The following is a 14,049-nucleotide window of genomic DNA, read 5'->3' on the forward strand; positions in this document are numbered from 1 at the left end:
TACAAAGAAGGGGCTGACCCCTTCTTTGCGTCACGGCGTGGTGGTCATGCAGAAGGCCTGCGCCGTGACCGTGTTCCCCGCGGTCTTGGTCTGACAGAAGTACCGGTACCTGCCGCTCTGCGGGTGGTACTCGACGCCGAATCCTTGCGGGATGTTTGTTGCCGCGCACCCGCCGGACATGAGGACGGCGTCATCGGGGCAGGCGGCGACGCTCGCGTTCGTCGTGCCGGCGACGCCCGCAACCGCGTTTCCCATGACCGTGAAGAACCGGTTCGGGTCAATGCTGACGCCCGACTCCCCCTTCGGACCCGCAGGGCCTTGAGGCCCCGTGAGCCCCTGAACGCCTTGTGGCCCCTGGGAACCTGCCGGACCTTGCGGTCCTGCCGGGCCTTGTTCGCCGGGCTCGCCCTTCGCGCCCGGCGCGCCAGGATCACCTTTCGGGCCTTGGCTCCCCATCGGACCTTCGGGGCCCGGCTCGCCCTTCGGCCCTTGGACGCCATCCCGCCCATCGCGACCGCTCATGCCGTCGGCGCCCTGCGCGCTGGTACTCTTCGATCCGGAGTCGGGAGAAGAGCTCTGCTCGCAACCGAGTACAACGATCCCTAGAAGAACGAGTGCAATGCGTCGCATGTTGATTGACCTCCTTCGGCGCCACGCAGGCGCGTTGAACTTTCATGCCGGTCGCGCCGCGGCCCGCTACGGCGAGTTGCTGCCTGAGCTCGAAGCCCTCGGCGCTGCGCCCACGCTCGTTCGAGTTCGGTTCAAGACGATCTCGCCCTTCGACTCGGTGGCCTTGTCCATCGAGCAGCCGATGATCGCGGCGCCCTTCCAGCGGAAACCGCCGCGCGGAACGGCGCTCCGAACGGACTCGATGACGAGCCGGTCGGCCGAGAGGCGCGCCCGCAGGGGCGCTCCGTCGACCTCCGTGCGAATCACGTGGCAGCTCTCGGCCGACTCCGGAGCGAACTTGACGCCCTTGATGGCGGTCGGGCGGACCTTCTCTTCGACGCGGTAGGCGCCGTCCTCCTCGTCGAGGCTACGGAGCCGGAACCGCATCTCGCCCTCGACGTAGCCCTGGGCGACCCAGGACCCCGGTTGCGCGATGTCGAACTCGATCGCGTCGGCGATCTCGATCGCCTTGAGCGTCTGGCCGCTTGAGCCGGCCCATTCCCCCAGGAGCGGAGACGGTGGGGCCGGTGGCGGCAACGCTCGCGCCGACGCCGAGGTCGCCGGCGCGGTCTCGTCGGCGGTAGCCCACTTCCACCCGCGCCAGCCGAGCCCCGCGACGAGGGCGGCGATGACGAGGATGACGCCGCACCCCAGCACTTGGTTGCGCTTGTTCGTCTTCGCGAGCGCCTGCACCAGCTCCGGATCCGAGTCGAGCTGCAGCGCAGCCTGCTCGACGAGGGACTCAAACTCTTGGAGTCTCGACGCGAAGACACCGAACGCCTCTTTGAACCGGCCTTCTCGGAACTTCTTGCCGACGAACGCGGAGAGGGTATCCCCGATGCCGAGGCCCCCGAGTCCCACCTTGGTCTGCAGCAAGAGGTCGATCCCGAAGCCTGCGGCGCTCTCGAACATGCCGAGGAGCTCGCTCCGGTTGCCGCTCATCGCCTCGAGCGCCTCGACTTGGGCGTGGCCCACCGCCGTCGCGTGCTCGAGGAGCGCGTCGAACGGCAGCCGAAGCCACACCGCGTGGACCGGAAAGTCCGCGAGCTTGGCGACGGCCTCGGAGCCCTCGCTCAGGCTCGATCGCAGCTCGGCCTCACCGAGCAGGTTCAACATCGCCGCGACGTCACGCTGACCGACCGTGCCAGCCTCGGTGAGCCTGCGCTGAAGAGGGCCCATGAGCGCGTCAGCGAGCTGCCCCATCAGGCTCCTCCGTCACGGTATCCGTCGCGTGCGACAAGGCATGTCGTGTCCCCGCGGCCCGAGGCGTTCATCCCGCCGCGACCTCGATGGCCCACCGAGCGGCCCACACGATCGCGAGCCACGAGAAGAGCGCGAACGTCAGCCGGTACGATGACTTCGTCGCGGCGACGCGCTGAATCTCTTGGTGCAGGGCCCGCTGCTCCGGCACCATCGCGTTCTCCGCGCGTGCGTTGTCGTAGAGGTCCCGCGCGAGACCGACGGCCATTCCGATCCCCGCGCCCACGGTTCCGCCCGCCGCGAACCCTGCGAGCCGCCCGGCGTCGGTGACACTCGCCTCCGACCTCTGCCCGAACATGACGGCGTAGCGGGCGGAGAGCGCGGAGAGCTGCCGATCGATCCGGGCGTTGCGGACCGCCTTGACGATGACGTCCACCGTGCAGACGGCGAGGATCGCGAGGCCCGGGGGATCGACGACGACGACGGCAACTCCGCCTCCGATGTAGAGCAGAGCAACGATCAGGCCCCGCATGGCGCCCCCGCCCAGAAGACTTCAGCGAGGCTTCGCTGCTTTTTCAAAGGGCCCCCGACGCCGCCGAACATAATGACCATCCTGGTGTGGTTTTTATCAACGGTCAACGAGGGCGACGGTCGTCCTCGTGCCGTTCGAAGATCCGGACCGAGTCATCGAGGACGTCGGGCGACGGGTCGCCGAGGTTCGACGCGAGCTCGGATGGACGCAGCAGCAGGCCGCCGAGCACCTCCGCATGCCACTGAAGAACCTCCAGCGCATCGAGGCCGGCATGAACCTCACCATCAGGACGCTCACCCGCGTCGCCCGAGGTCTTGGCGTTCGCACGCGTGACCTTCTCGACGAGCCGAAGTCGCGTGAGCGCCGGCGCCGGGGGCGCCCGACGACGAAGTAGTCGTCGGCGAGCGCACCGACGACCACGCTCACCTCCTCCGGCGCTGTCGCTGGCCGATCACGAACCACGCAGGCTCGTGCACCACGTCGCGTAGGTGCTCAAAGACTTGGCGAACCTCCTGCGACTCCATCGGGACGCCGATGAAGATCGGTCCGGGCTGCCGCAGGGCCCGACGCAGGGCGTCCGCCGCGGTCTCGACGTCGTCGAAGTTCTGCACGTTGAGGAGCACGACGCCGGAGGTGGTGACCGCGAACGGGTCGTCCATGCATCGGTCTCCCTTCCGCACGCGCCGCCTCATGGTCGACACGAGCTCGCGTACTGGCACGTCCGACACGCCCAGCCCCGCTGTCTCGGTCCGATGCCGGCCTCGATCGCGCGGTGGACCTCGAAGAACAACTCGGCGAGCTCGGCCTCATCGCCGTCGTTCCGGGCCACGTTGAGGACTTGAACCGCCGGCTCGCGGGTCTTCGTGGTGACCAGGATGCGGAGACGGACGCCGTTGTACCCGAGCTCCCGCGCTGCCCGACGGTAGAGCGTCACCTGTGGGTCGAATTCGGCCTGGTCCGGGCTCCACTTCTTCTTCGCGGTCTTGAGCTCCCAAAGCGAGCCCACGCCGTCCTCCTCGACGACTATGGCGTCCATCGCGCCAATGACGGGGACGGGTAGGACCTCGCCGGTCTGCGGGTGTGCGATCGCCGTGGCGAAGGCGATCTCGGTGCCGAGGACCATCTTCGGCTGGGCGACCGATCCTCGAAACGTCTTGAACATTGCGACCGCCCGCTCGATGAAGCTGTCGGCGTCCTCGTCGGCGTCGTCGAAAAGCACCGGCAGGTCATCCCGACGGAGCCGATCACGGAGATCATCGCGGAGCTGATCGTCGAGCGCCTCGTCATCGGCGGCCTCGTCGAGCCACCCAGCGACCGCCGAGTGCCAGGCGGACCCGAGGATCAATGCCGCGGGCAGGTAGTCGGGGCGCGCCCGCTCCCTGTACTGGAGGGCGAACTTCCGAGGGCACTGGAGCCAGGACTTTACAGCGCTGATTGAGAGGTGCGGCCTCTTCCGCAGCTCGATGAGGGATTCGGGCATGGGGACCTTGAAACGCACGAAGGCCGATCGTGCTCTGGGCGAGCACGCCGGCTTTCTGCGAGTTGTAGTTGTTGTAGTGGTGGTCAGCTCATCGCGGACGCAACGAGCCGGGAGCAGACCGAGAACCGATCAGGCTCTGGAACGGCGAAGACGACGAGCTCGATGCCAGCCTCGGGCGACTCCGCGAAGAACTCCCGGAGCCCGGCGATCATCGAGCGGCAGACGACGGCGGCGGGCAGACCTCCCGCTCCAGCGCCAAGAAGCGGGATGCAGAGAGAGACCGGGCGTGCGTCGCGCTCGGAGATCTCGGCTGCCGCCCGGAGCGCTGCTGCCGTGCACGCCTGGATGCGCTCCGGCGAGGTCACGGTCTTCTCGACCCCGCTCGCGCTGAGCGTCGCCCGCGTGCCACGGTAGTCGACCGCCGGAACATGCAGGACGTGGCGAAACCTCGTCGACGTCCCGGCCGACGTAATCAGGCAGTCCCCCTCGTCCAGGACGCCGTCGAACTCGTCCTCGAGCTTCTGCCTCATCTCGCGCTGGAGGACGTCCCCGCCGCACTCGTTGTAGAGCGCGCGGGAGACGCCTCCGCCAAGGGTCGCCGAGTCGTTCGAGGCGTTCACGACGAAGTCTGCCCCGGTCTCGGTGATTGAGCAGGCGCGGACCTCGATGCGTCGCTTCATCCGGTGAAGATTACCCCGCTCCGTTCGAGCCGGTGAGCTCGGACAGGATCGAGCTCGCCTCACGGCGGGACAGGTGCCCGATCTCGGTCTTGTTGAACCGCTCGTCGAGCATGTGCGCGAGGAGGTCGCGCCCGATGTTGCGGCGCCGGGCGACGGACTGGATGGCGGAGTACTGCTTGCCGGTGAGGCGGTCGTTGGCCGAAGCGGGGGCCGGCGCACGAGCAGAGGGCTGCGCGAACGTCGTCTCGGCAGCGCCTGCACCGTACAACTCGAGCGCGATACCCAGGAGAGACGCCGCTTTCTTGAGGCAGTCTGAAGCGGACGCTTTTGCGTCATCCGCGATCGATACGGCGCGGCCGTCGCGATCTCTCGTGATCGCGCTTCCACCGAACGCCATCTTGGTCACGCCGTCGGCGGTGAGCTTCCCGATGACGACGACCTCCTCGTCCAAGATCTGATGCTCGATGATCTCGAAGCTCCACGCGTCGCAGCCCTCGTTCAAGCGACTGATGACAGCATGGGTCTCGACGTACGAGAGCATCTTCCCGCCCTGTCCCTGGCGCTGCTTCACGAGCTCCGGCGGGAACGGCCGTGTGAGGACCTCCTTCTTCATCACGCCCTCCCGACGTGACGAGCAAGCAGATCACCCGCGACAGCCTCGATCTCGAGCCGCCGGGCTGGAGCTGCGAGCTTCGCGCTGCTGGTGATCCCATTGAGGACGTCGAAGAGCGGAAGCCGGGCTGGCAGTGCGGCGGTCCCCGTCTCGCGCAGGATCTCTGCCTCGAGGTTCTTCCGCTCCGGCATGGTGAGCTCGGAACGGAGCGCCTCGATCTGGTCGGCCACGCTCGTGATCATGAATTCGACCGACCGGCGCCACTGATCGAGCACGCCCCGCGCATGAACGAGCGCCGAGCTGATCCCCTCTGCGACGGCCTCCCGTAGCCCGTCCCCGAGGTGACGAAACGCGAGCCCTTCGGAGCGGTGATGCCGAAGTAGTCCATTCAGGCATGCCAGCCTGAAGCATCCCGGAACGAGCTTCACGGAGCTCCTCGCGAAGCTTGACGTCGTGACATCGAGCGAGAGCATCGAGACGTCGCCGACCTTCGCCGCGACCTGCTCGCTCGGGAAGACGAGCCGCAGGTTGTCGATGAGTCCGGTGGCCACGCCGCGAACGCGAACGTCGTGGAGCGCGCCGAAGCGGGTGAGTCCTGCGCGGATCGTCTCCATCAGCTCGGCGGCATCGAGGGGGCGATAGCGGTCCGAGACGACGGCGGCGATCTGGTTCCCGCGCAGGCGAAGCGTCGCCGCCTTGCCCTCCTCGCGGTCGAGCATCAGATACCCGATCAGGGAGAGCGCCAGGGGCGCGGGCAGCTTGCGAACGAACTCCGACGGAGCGCCGAGACGCGCCATGAGGTTGTTGAACGCGTTCGCGCGCAACACCATCGGCTCGTGATGGCGGGCGAGCGGAACGAGCGCGAACTGGCTCGCGGCCGTCGGTGCGACGCACCAAGTGCGGAGGTCAGGGATGCTGAGGTCATGGTGCCGTCCGTCGGCCTCGTGCGCTTCTACGACCCGCTGAGCTGCAGCGTCGAAGTCCAGTTCGACCTCGCTCCAGCGGGGCGCCATGTCGGAGGCGGTCAGGAGCGGGCCGGGCAACTTGCTGCCGAGCGGCGATGAGCTGCCGGTTGCGTAAGCGGTGGTCATGTTGTTCTTCTCCTCGAGGGATAGGGCGCGCGTGGAGGCGCTGCCCGTAGTTCTTCTTCACGGCGGCGACGATCGAAGGCGTCCGCGCGCGCGTTCACATGAGGCCGAGCTCGACGAGTACGTCGCCGAGGAGCGTGGGGTCCCCCGATGCCCGTCGCATCGGTGCCGTGGGCCGGAGATCGACGACAAGCGTGGAGGCCCCGCGCTCCTCGCGTTGGGCGAGAAGGTTCAACCCGCCCCGGCCAGCTCGCCAGACGAGATGAAGGCCACGCTCGTCGGCGTACGCGGCCAGGTCGAGAAAGCCCCGGAGCGCGCCACGCGCCTTCACAAGGACATGGCGCAGCACGGAGACGCGCACGGTTTGGAGCTCAAGCCGGACGTACTTGTGCGGCCCGGCGAGGACATCGCCGAGAAGAACATCGACATCGAGCACGACACTGTTCCACTCGTGCCGGGCAGACGCAGCGAGCTGGCCGGCGGCACGCTCGGCCCGGTCGCCGCGCTCGGCCACATTCGCGTTCGCCAAGTGCTTCTTGTACCGACCGACGAAGGGGGCGAGCGCGAGGGCCAGGGCGGCGTCGTCCTGGGTTAGGTCGAGGCGCACGTCGACCCGGGCGAGAAGCTCGGGGTGCTCCTTGAGGAACACCCCGAGGTTGTACTCGCCGTGGCCGGCACGCGAGTACAACGCCAGGAGCTCGCGGGTTGTACTACTCGGCCGCGGCGGCATGCGCGTCGTCCGTGACCGGCTCGGGGACGTCGAGGTCCGGACTGATCGGCGGCACCGGCAGGCGCCGCTTCACCATGCTCTGGACGAAGGCGAGATCGGCGTTCTTCTTCACGTACCGCTCGAGACGGCGAGCGACGCTGAAGATGTTGTACTTCCGGGGCACGCGGAGGGTGCTCGTGCCGAACTGGCCGAGCAAGAGGCGCCTCTCGGCGAGGTTCGAGGGACGGAGGAGACGGCCGTGAATGCGCATGGAGGGCTCCAAAAAAGAAGAACGCCCGCGCGCGTGGACCATCCACGCGGCGGGCGCTCGAGTTGATGTTGATGTTGAACTACGGGGAGAGATCGTCGTCGGCGGGCCAGCGCGGCTCGCCGTGGACGGGACGGAAGTAGCCTGGCTCGGTCGACGTCATCTGGTGTCGAGGCGGCGCGGTCCCGACACGGATGGCGAGCATCGCGATCGGCTTGTTATGCTCAACGATGACGAAGCCGGTGAAGCTACCGCCGTCATCGGATACGAGCCTGACGCCGACGGGCGGGTTCGTGAGTCTCGCGGCCCAGCCGAGTAGGCGGCGCACTCGGTTCACGCGTCCGTCACGGGCGCCGTCGAGCACGACGTCGACGAGCGCGTCGCCGACGCCGCTCACGACTCGTTCGACGGAAAGAGCGCCTCGGACGCGATGGCGAAGAGGACGCCGGCCGCCGCCGCCGCGATGCCCTTCTTGAGGGCCTCGTGGCGAAGCGTCCGGGAGATGAACCCGCCGTCGTCGAGGGAGAAGGCGAGCTTGTTGTTGTCGTTCACGTTGTTCTTCATGGTGTTGTGCCTGCAATGGATCTCGTCGCGCAGCCGGCGCAGACGGGTTGAACTTCAGCGTGGCTCCCACTCAGGGACAGCACGTCGATGCCGATCAGGAGCGGACGATGTGGATCGCGCGCGCGGCGGTTGCCAACGCGAGGCCAGCGAGCTCGAGGAGCATGATGGTGGTCACGAGGGTTCCTCCGGAGCGGGTAGCTCCGACGTTCTTATCCCCGACATCCGTGCTGAGTTGCCTTTGCATCGGCGTCCTCGTACCTCGGCCGAGCCGCGCGCATGAGCGCGTTGTCCGATGACGTGGCAACGTTCTCGACGTAACGAACCATGGTGCTAGCCCAAGGCGGAGGAGGGACTGATGGCAACGGAGACCAATGAGCGACCGCTTCACCATCGGCTTCACGTAGAAGGCATCCGGCCCAACGCAGAGGCGATCGCGCGCATCTTTCTCGATGGGGACGTCGCAGTCCTCTTCTTCGAGGTCGGCCGCGGTCCGAAGGAGATGCAGGCAGGCGCAGAGGTCGCAGCCCGTGCGTTGGGCTGGACCGGAAAGCGCATCGAGGTCACACGAATGAACAAGACACGCGCGGCGAAGCTCGCTGATGTCATCGCGGCGACGACGCCCGGCGACACGGCGGCGGTCGAGTGGCTCCGTCGCCGCTCTGGAAACCGCCTCCTCGTGCTCGCGCACGTAGGGACGCTCTGCGTCGACCACGTCGAGGGCGCCGGATTCTCGGTTGTCGAAGGAACTGGTGATCGGGAATGGATGTCCTAGCCTCCGGCTCTCCAACGGGGCGGCCGTGCGCAGCACGAGCCCCGACGATGTGCAGGGCTTGAGTCGATGATCGGAGTTGTCGTTGCGATGCATGGTCGTCGGGTGAGCCATCCGTGCGTTCGACTCGCGGCACACCTCACGGGACGAAGAAGAAGCCGATGGCGCGACGCACTGGAAGGCGCTCGAGCACCGATCAGCGAGTGCTCGAGAGGCGGCGATGCTCGTCGTCGATCCCTGGCACTGGCTGGACAAGGACGGCCACTTCCTCGTCGAGACCCGATCCTCACCGGCGCATGCTCCGCATCGCGCGGTTCATCGAGTACGGCGGTCCTCTCCAAAAGAACGAGACGCGCGAGACCCTCATCGAGTGCGTGAAGCATCCGAATAGGAAGCCGTGTCTCGGGCTCATGTGGGTCGTGAAGGCGCCCGACGAAGACATCATCGCTCACTGCATGGCGTGCGGGACCGAGGAGGCCTGCGTCCAGAACTGGCAAGAGACCGAGTGGGCCAACGGGATGATGGAGCCGGTGCCCCTGATGCTCGACGAGACGCGGACGACCCATTGAAACGTCGTGGACACTCGGGAGTGTTCTTCGATCCACGGCCAAGGATCAGCGGATCAGCTTGCAGAGCTCTTCCTCTCAAACGCCGGGCGCAGCGGGCTGTCGAGAAGGTCCCGGTGAACGACCCGGTCCGCGCCGAACGCCGTGGCAGGACGATCGCGATCGACGACCTCGGCGCTCTCGACGCGAGTCCCTAGCATGGCGAGGGCGCGGGCTTCGAGTTCACGAGCCACGCCTTCGAGGACTGTCCCGACATCGACGATCGCGTCGACCGTTGCCGGGCGCGCTCCCGAACCGTCACGCTGAAGGAGTAGCTCGGGCAGCGCATGACCGACGCCGGCGAAGCGGCTGATGTACTCGACCGATGCCGCGCGAATGATCGCGATGACTTCGTGAAGGTGGTTGGCATGTGCCGCGACGTCGCGCACCGATACCGTTCTGGCCGACGTGCCCTTGCTCGTCCCCGACTTCTTCGTGGCGTTCTTCTTCGGAGCCTCGCTCATGCTCTCTCCAGCCTCCGCACTCTCCTCGACGAAGGACTGCTCGCCGCTTCAGCGCGCGTCTCCGCTGGACGCAACGCCTGACGGAGCGCCTTGATTCGCTTCGCTCGGTCCGGAGAGGGGCGAGCCTCTTCCGCCTTCTCGAGTGCAAACAGCCCCTCCTGATGAGCTCCTGCCGAGAGAGCGATCTGAGCGGCGACATCGAAGGACGACGCGGCCGCGCGCGGAAGTTCCGCGGTCCGGAGCCCCAGAGCCAACTGAAACGCGTACTCGTCGGCGGCCGTGAACGTGCGGTTGCCCGCAAGCTCGGCGGACAAGTCCTTCACCATCTCCTTGATGAGCGTGTCCAGCTCCTCGCGTGTCTCGGCATCTCGGAGACGCCGCACACGCTCGGCTCCGCGCGGCGTGACGGTCGAAAGGAACGGGATCATGGCTCCTCCACGGCAACGGCCTCGATAAGATCCACATCAAGGGTGACGGCGCCCTTGAACGCGTCATCGACGCGGCGAAGGAGAAGCGCAGCGCGCTCCCGATCGTCGACCATAAGGGCGTTGGCCGCGTCGGCGATGGCCTCCGGCACGATGGATGAGCGGCGGCCCGGGCGAAGGCCCCGAAGTACAACGTCTTCGAGCTCGCCTCCGAGTCGCCGCCATGCGCGGGTGCGGTACTCGAGCTGTCGCCGCGTCCGGCGCGCGGTACATGGCCCGCAGCCGAGGCCGAACGACGAGGTGAACAGGCGATACTTCGGCCGAGAGCAGAGCGGGCATACCAAACCGCGATGGACTCCCCGTCCCCCAGGGATCGCGCCGAACGCGATGCTCTGACGCGTCGGCTCGCCTGCACGCCCCAGAACAAGAAGAAGAACGGAAGTCGCCTCGTTCGGCACGTTCTGGACGTCAGCTGTACTGACGACGCCCGGAACGCTCGCGATGGCCTCGAAAGTCATTCCGCTGAACCTCGACGAACGCGGCGCTGCAAGCGCAGGGTCGCCGCGGTGGCCAGCGTGCCCTCGATGCGGCGAACCAGCGCGTTTCCGACCATCACGACCTCGTGGAGCGTCTTCGCCACCATCGCCGCCTTGCGCGCGTCGGCGAGGACACCTGGTAAAACGTGCGCGAGGCGGTCGGCTGCGACCCCGGTCTGAAGTGCTATTGCGGCCGCATTCGCGGCGAGTTCGACGAGGAGCCGCTCGTCGGCGGCGGTCACGTCGACGCCGGCCAATAGCTCGGCGCGAATCGCGTCGGCGGTGCGTGCAGGAGTAGGGGAGCTCACGCGATCGATCGTGCCTGGGTCACCCGTGATCGGGAAGAGCTGCTCGGGGTGCTCAGACGTGCAGCCGCCGGAGGTTGTCAGGACGACCGGATTGATGTCATCGCTTTCCGACGCGAGCTGCACTGCCTCACCCAGTCCCATGAGTGATCATATGCAGCGAGAGAGGCGATAAGCGAAGGGCAGATCACACGAAAGCCTGGCGCACGGACCCGTGATTGTTTGCGGATCTGAATATCCAAGTACAGCGCAGCCCATGGCTGGTCACCGCTGCTCTTGACGGGTGGGCAGGCCGGACCCATGCTGGCCGCTGAACCCGAGACCGTTGGCTGCCGGACCCTGGGAGGTCGATGAGGCTGAAGGCACGGCCGGGGAGACACGGTGCCCGATCCAGGGCGGGAATCCTGGAGCCAAGCACCAGCACCGGCGCCCGCAGGGCGCGGAGGTCTCCCATGTCTAGTCAGCCTATCCCGAGCCAGAGCCAGCCCCGCAAGCCCAGGACCCGGCGTGAGCCGCCGCCCGGAGCTCCGCTCTCGGAGAGCGAGTTTTCCCGGCGCTACGGCTTCGGCCGAAGCACGGTCCGCAAGTGGCGGGCAGACGGGGCCCCCTACATCCAGGTCGGCATGGTCGTCCGGATCGAGCCCGAGCGGTTCCTCGCGTGGCTTCGCGCGCGGAGGGCGCAACCCGAACGGGAGGTCAGCCGGGAGGTCGGGTGATGCTCACCCGCCTGATCCGCCTGGTCAGCGGCGAGCCGGCCGATACTACCGGACCGACCACTACTACTGCTGCGCTGACCGGACGTAGCCTCGAGACGACGGGGGTTCCGCCCACTCTCCAGCCTGGCCCCGAGCAGGTTCCGATCGGGGCGGAGGCCCCGCTCCCCTTTTGGAACTCTCCCTCGGGAGGCGAGAAGCCCGAGGAGAGCCCCGGCTCTGAAGAGCAGGGCCCCCCCCTCGAGATCGAAGTTTTCGAGCGCGAGCCCGAAGGAACCAGTGGTCCCACGGATGATCTCTACTCGGCGGAGGGACCCGTCGAAGGATCACCAGACTCTCTCTCTCTACTACTTGATAGTAGAGAGAGTAAGAGAGAGAGCTTTTCCGAGAGCGAGATCCAGAAAGCACCAACACTCGATCAGCCCATCTCGCCGTCTACGCCTAGTAATAGGTCAATACCGGTATCGGCGATTGATAGATCAGTACCGGCTATTGATATCCGATCCCTCCAGGAGCTCCGGTCCTTGCTGCACCCGGAGCTCCTCGAGAGGGCCCTCCACGAGGTCGAGAGGGGGACGGCCGTCGGCCTCGTTGTTCGGGAGATGCGTGATCTCGGCATCTCCGTCCCGAGCAAGCAGGTCCGCGCGCTCCGCGCGCCAGACAAGTCCCTCGCGCTGGTCGAGGAGTGGATCTCGGGCGCCAGCGCCCTGAAGACCCATCGCCCGAGGGAGTACCTCCGCTGGCTCCAAGCTCTCCTAGCTGGCGAGGCTCTCCCGCATCTCCCGCCCTCATCTCGCCTCAAGGAGATCCGCCGCCATGTCGCGGGAGTCGGGCCAGGTTCAGAGCGAGAACGCCTGATCGATGACGTGCTGACTACCCGCTTCCGCAAGCGCCAGCGAACGACGCTTGCGCGACTCAGGTACCCGTCCGACCCGATCGGCCGGCGGGCGCTCGTCCAGGTGGACAAGCGCATCGACCACACCAGGTCAGCTCCCACCGAGCTCCGCGAGCTCTTCGAGCGCGCTCGCGAGCGGCTCGTCCCGATCGACGACGCCCGCGCTCGTCTCCAGCGTTTGCGTGCCCTGCTCCTCGACACGGCCGAGATGGCCCAGATGTTCGAGGCCGCTCTCTCTGACCTCCACGACCATCATCAGGATGACCCTACATGACCATCACGAGCCGCATCACCAGCCTCGCCTCCCGCACCCTCCGCGCCACCGCGCGCGCCGCTCTCCGCCTCGCTGACCGGCTCGACGCACGTGCGCGCCACCGTGGCGCGCACGCAGATGCCGAGCCCCTGGACGACTTCGACAGCGCCCCACCGTGGGGCGCTGTCGAGGTGCCCGTCGAGCACGTCGACCCGGGGGAGCTCCGGGAGCGGGACCACGCCCCCGAGGCCGATGCGCCCCACGGTGGGGCGCATCAGGATCCCGACATCACTCCGGTGGCCGAATCCGACGTGCGCCCCACGGTGGGGCGCACATACGGGCTGATCGATGCCCAGCTTGCCCAAACCGAGCTCGACGCCGAGGAGGCCGAGGAGAGGCTCGCAGAGGCGTTTCCGTCGCCGGATGCGCTGTTGCTGGTGCCCCCGGCCCCCGAGGCGCCCGCCGACAACGACGAGGAGCCCGCTCCTCATCCGCGTCGCTCGCGTCGGCGTCGCACGACCCCCGAGGCGGCTCCGGCCCCTGCGGTCGTACTGCCGGAGCCCGAGCTCGCCGCCGCCGTGCGCGTCCTTCGGGGTCTCGACACGCCGTGGTCGGAGATCGCGCGTGTCTTCCGGGAGCTCCACGCTCCCCAGTCCCCAACCCGGGATGATCCCGGGTCGGCCCCCGCCGAGCCGGCGCTCATCGTCGTCGCCCCGACCATGACGCTGACGCCCGCGCCCTTCCCCCCGCTGGCTCGGCGTGCGACGACGCTGCCGCGGGAGCTGGAGATCGAATTGTGTTTCCGGCGGTTGGCTGAGCGCAGCACCGGCGCCGAGGATTCTCGCCCCCGCCTGTTGGCCCTCGGTTTCAGCGAGACCGAGATTGAGAGCCGGCTCGATGAGCTGGTCGCCGAGCGCGCCGAGACGCTGAAGCGCGAGTGCGCCCGTCGTGGGCTGTCTCTCCCCTAGCGCGTGTGCGCACACTCGCTGCCGTCCCTTGTTCTTCTTCTTCGGAAGGCTACATCTGACTCTGCAGCACCAGGACCAGACCAGCATGCAGCACACCAGGCAGCAGTACATGCCCGAGATCGATGTTGAGCCGACGGAGCGGTACCGCGTGCTGCTCTACTTCTCGCCAGACAGGCCGAGGGCGATCACCCGCGACGCGTGGACCGCCCTGAAGAAGAAGTACAAGACCTGGCGCGACGAACACCTCCGCCTCGCCGCTGCCCTCGCCGATCTCCTCCTCGCCGACCTCGCCGCCCACCCTCCCCAGGAGTAG

Annotated in this window: 22 protein-coding genes; 6 read left to right on the forward strand and 16 right to left on the reverse strand. The window is 67.5% G+C overall.

Annotated elements, in window-relative coordinates; translation table 11 throughout:
- Positions 1-30: 30 nt before the first annotated feature.
- From KF837_25330 to KF837_25340, 3 genes are all read right to left on the reverse strand, one after another.
- A complete protein-coding gene (locus KF837_25330; protein MBX3230666.1) occupies positions 31-522 on the reverse strand; it encodes a collagen-like protein in 492 nt (163 codons plus the stop codon).
- Between the two features lie 174 nt (positions 523-696).
- A complete protein-coding gene (locus KF837_25335) occupies positions 697-1,872 on the reverse strand; it encodes a hypothetical protein (GenBank protein ID MBX3230667.1) in 1,176 nt (391 codons plus the stop codon).
- A gap of 67 nt (positions 1,873-1,939) precedes the next feature.
- Positions 1,940-2,401 carry a hypothetical protein gene (locus KF837_25340; protein MBX3230668.1) on the reverse strand — a complete coding sequence of 154 codons (462 nt, stop codon included), beginning with the start codon at positions 2,399-2,401 and terminating at the stop codon, positions 1,940-1,942.
- Positions 2,402-2,528: 127 nt separating this feature from the next.
- Between KF837_25340 and KF837_25345 the strand changes: the two genes are divergently transcribed.
- Positions 2,529-2,795 carry a helix-turn-helix transcriptional regulator gene (locus KF837_25345; GenBank protein MBX3230669.1) on the forward strand — a complete coding sequence of 89 codons (267 nt, stop codon included), beginning with the start codon at positions 2,529-2,531 and terminating at the stop codon, positions 2,793-2,795.
- Positions 2,796-2,823: 28 nt separating this feature from the next.
- Here the strand turns inward: KF837_25345 and KF837_25350 are convergent, their stop codons facing one another.
- The 9 genes from KF837_25350 to KF837_25390 all read right to left on the reverse strand — a co-directional run bounded on the left by KF837_25350 (position 2,824) and on the right by KF837_25390 (position 7,803).
- Positions 2,824-3,060: a hypothetical protein gene (locus KF837_25350; protein ID MBX3230670.1), complete on the reverse strand. Its 237-nt coding sequence runs from the start codon at positions 3,058-3,060 to the stop codon at positions 2,824-2,826.
- A gap of 29 nt (positions 3,061-3,089) precedes the next feature.
- A complete protein-coding gene (locus tag KF837_25355; protein MBX3230671.1) occupies positions 3,090-3,881 on the reverse strand; it encodes a PD-(D/E)XK nuclease family protein in 792 nt (263 codons plus the stop codon).
- 83 nt (positions 3,882-3,964) lie between these two features.
- Positions 3,965-4,561, reverse strand: coding sequence for a macro domain-containing protein (locus tag KF837_25360; GenBank protein MBX3230672.1), 597 nt, complete (start codon positions 4,559-4,561; stop codon positions 3,965-3,967).
- A 10-nt stretch (positions 4,562-4,571) separates the two neighbouring features.
- Positions 4,572-5,174, reverse strand: a complete 603-nt coding sequence (locus KF837_25365) for a hypothetical protein (protein MBX3230673.1) — start codon at positions 5,172-5,174, stop codon at positions 4,572-4,574.
- Positions 5,174-6,265 carry a hypothetical protein gene (locus KF837_25370; protein MBX3230674.1) on the reverse strand — a complete coding sequence of 364 codons (1,092 nt, stop codon included), beginning with the start codon at positions 6,263-6,265 and terminating at the stop codon, positions 5,174-5,176. The genes KF837_25365 and KF837_25370 overlap by 1 nt, the downstream gene beginning before the upstream one ends.
- A 94-nt stretch (positions 6,266-6,359) precedes the next feature.
- Positions 6,360-6,950, reverse strand: coding sequence for a hypothetical protein (locus KF837_25375; GenBank protein ID MBX3230675.1), 591 nt, complete (start codon positions 6,948-6,950; stop codon positions 6,360-6,362).
- Between the two features lie 22 nt (positions 6,951-6,972).
- A complete protein-coding gene (locus tag KF837_25380; GenBank protein MBX3230676.1) occupies positions 6,973-7,242 on the reverse strand; it encodes a hypothetical protein in 270 nt (89 codons plus the stop codon).
- Between the two features lie 79 nt (positions 7,243-7,321).
- Positions 7,322-7,636, reverse strand: a complete 315-nt coding sequence (locus KF837_25385; GenBank protein ID MBX3230677.1) for a hypothetical protein — start codon at positions 7,634-7,636, stop codon at positions 7,322-7,324.
- Positions 7,633-7,803 carry a hypothetical protein gene (locus tag KF837_25390; protein MBX3230678.1) on the reverse strand — a complete coding sequence of 57 codons (171 nt, stop codon included), beginning with the start codon at positions 7,801-7,803 and terminating at the stop codon, positions 7,633-7,635. Before KF837_25390 ends, KF837_25385 begins: the two co-directional genes overlap by 4 nt.
- Positions 7,804-8,158: 355 nt before the next feature.
- On the opposite strand from KF837_25390, the gene KF837_25395 reads away from it, so the two are divergent.
- A complete protein-coding gene (locus KF837_25395) occupies positions 8,159-8,575 on the forward strand; it encodes a hypothetical protein (GenBank protein MBX3230679.1) in 417 nt (138 codons plus the stop codon).
- A gap of 293 nt (positions 8,576-8,868) precedes the next feature.
- On the forward strand, positions 8,869-9,141 hold the full coding sequence (locus tag KF837_25400; GenBank protein ID MBX3230680.1) for a hypothetical protein: 273 nt from the start codon (positions 8,869-8,871) through the stop codon (positions 9,139-9,141).
- A gap of 53 nt (positions 9,142-9,194) precedes the next feature.
- On the opposite strand, the gene KF837_25405 is transcribed toward KF837_25400, so the two are convergent.
- The 4 genes from KF837_25405 to KF837_25420 are packed head-to-tail and all read right to left on the reverse strand — an operon-like array spanning position 9,195 to position 11,051.
- Positions 9,195-9,641, reverse strand: coding sequence for a hypothetical protein (locus KF837_25405; GenBank protein ID MBX3230681.1), 447 nt, complete (start codon positions 9,639-9,641; stop codon positions 9,195-9,197).
- A complete protein-coding gene (locus tag KF837_25410; GenBank protein ID MBX3230682.1) occupies positions 9,638-10,069 on the reverse strand; it encodes a hypothetical protein in 432 nt (143 codons plus the stop codon). The genes KF837_25405 and KF837_25410 overlap by 4 nt, the downstream gene beginning before the upstream one ends.
- Entirely contained in the window at positions 10,066-10,584 is a 519-nt protein-coding gene (locus KF837_25415; protein MBX3230683.1) for a hypothetical protein, read from the reverse strand. The genes KF837_25410 and KF837_25415 overlap by 4 nt, the downstream gene beginning before the upstream one ends.
- Positions 10,581-11,051, reverse strand: a complete 471-nt coding sequence (locus KF837_25420; protein MBX3230684.1) for a hypothetical protein — start codon at positions 11,049-11,051, stop codon at positions 10,581-10,583. Before KF837_25420 ends, KF837_25415 begins: the two co-directional genes overlap by 4 nt.
- A 571-nt stretch (positions 11,052-11,622) precedes the next feature.
- Between KF837_25420 and KF837_25425 the strand changes: the two genes are divergently transcribed.
- From KF837_25425 to KF837_25435, 3 genes are read left to right on the forward strand one after another with little or no spacing between them, the layout of a single operon-like run.
- Positions 11,623-12,789, forward strand: a complete 1,167-nt coding sequence (locus KF837_25425; GenBank protein ID MBX3230685.1) for a hypothetical protein — start codon at positions 11,623-11,625, stop codon at positions 12,787-12,789.
- The gene (locus KF837_25430) at positions 12,786-13,736 is read left to right on the forward strand and encodes a hypothetical protein (GenBank protein ID MBX3230686.1); all 951 of its coding nucleotides are present in this window, start codon (positions 12,786-12,788) and stop codon (positions 13,734-13,736) included. Before KF837_25425 ends, KF837_25430 begins: the two co-directional genes overlap by 4 nt.
- A gap of 28 nt (positions 13,737-13,764) precedes the next feature.
- A complete protein-coding gene (locus tag KF837_25435) occupies positions 13,765-14,049 on the forward strand; it encodes a hypothetical protein (GenBank protein ID MBX3230687.1) in 285 nt (94 codons plus the stop codon).

The organism is Labilithrix sp. (assembly GCA_019637155.1).
Classification (GTDB): domain Bacteria; phylum Myxococcota_A; class Polyangia; order Polyangiales; family Polyangiaceae; genus Labilithrix.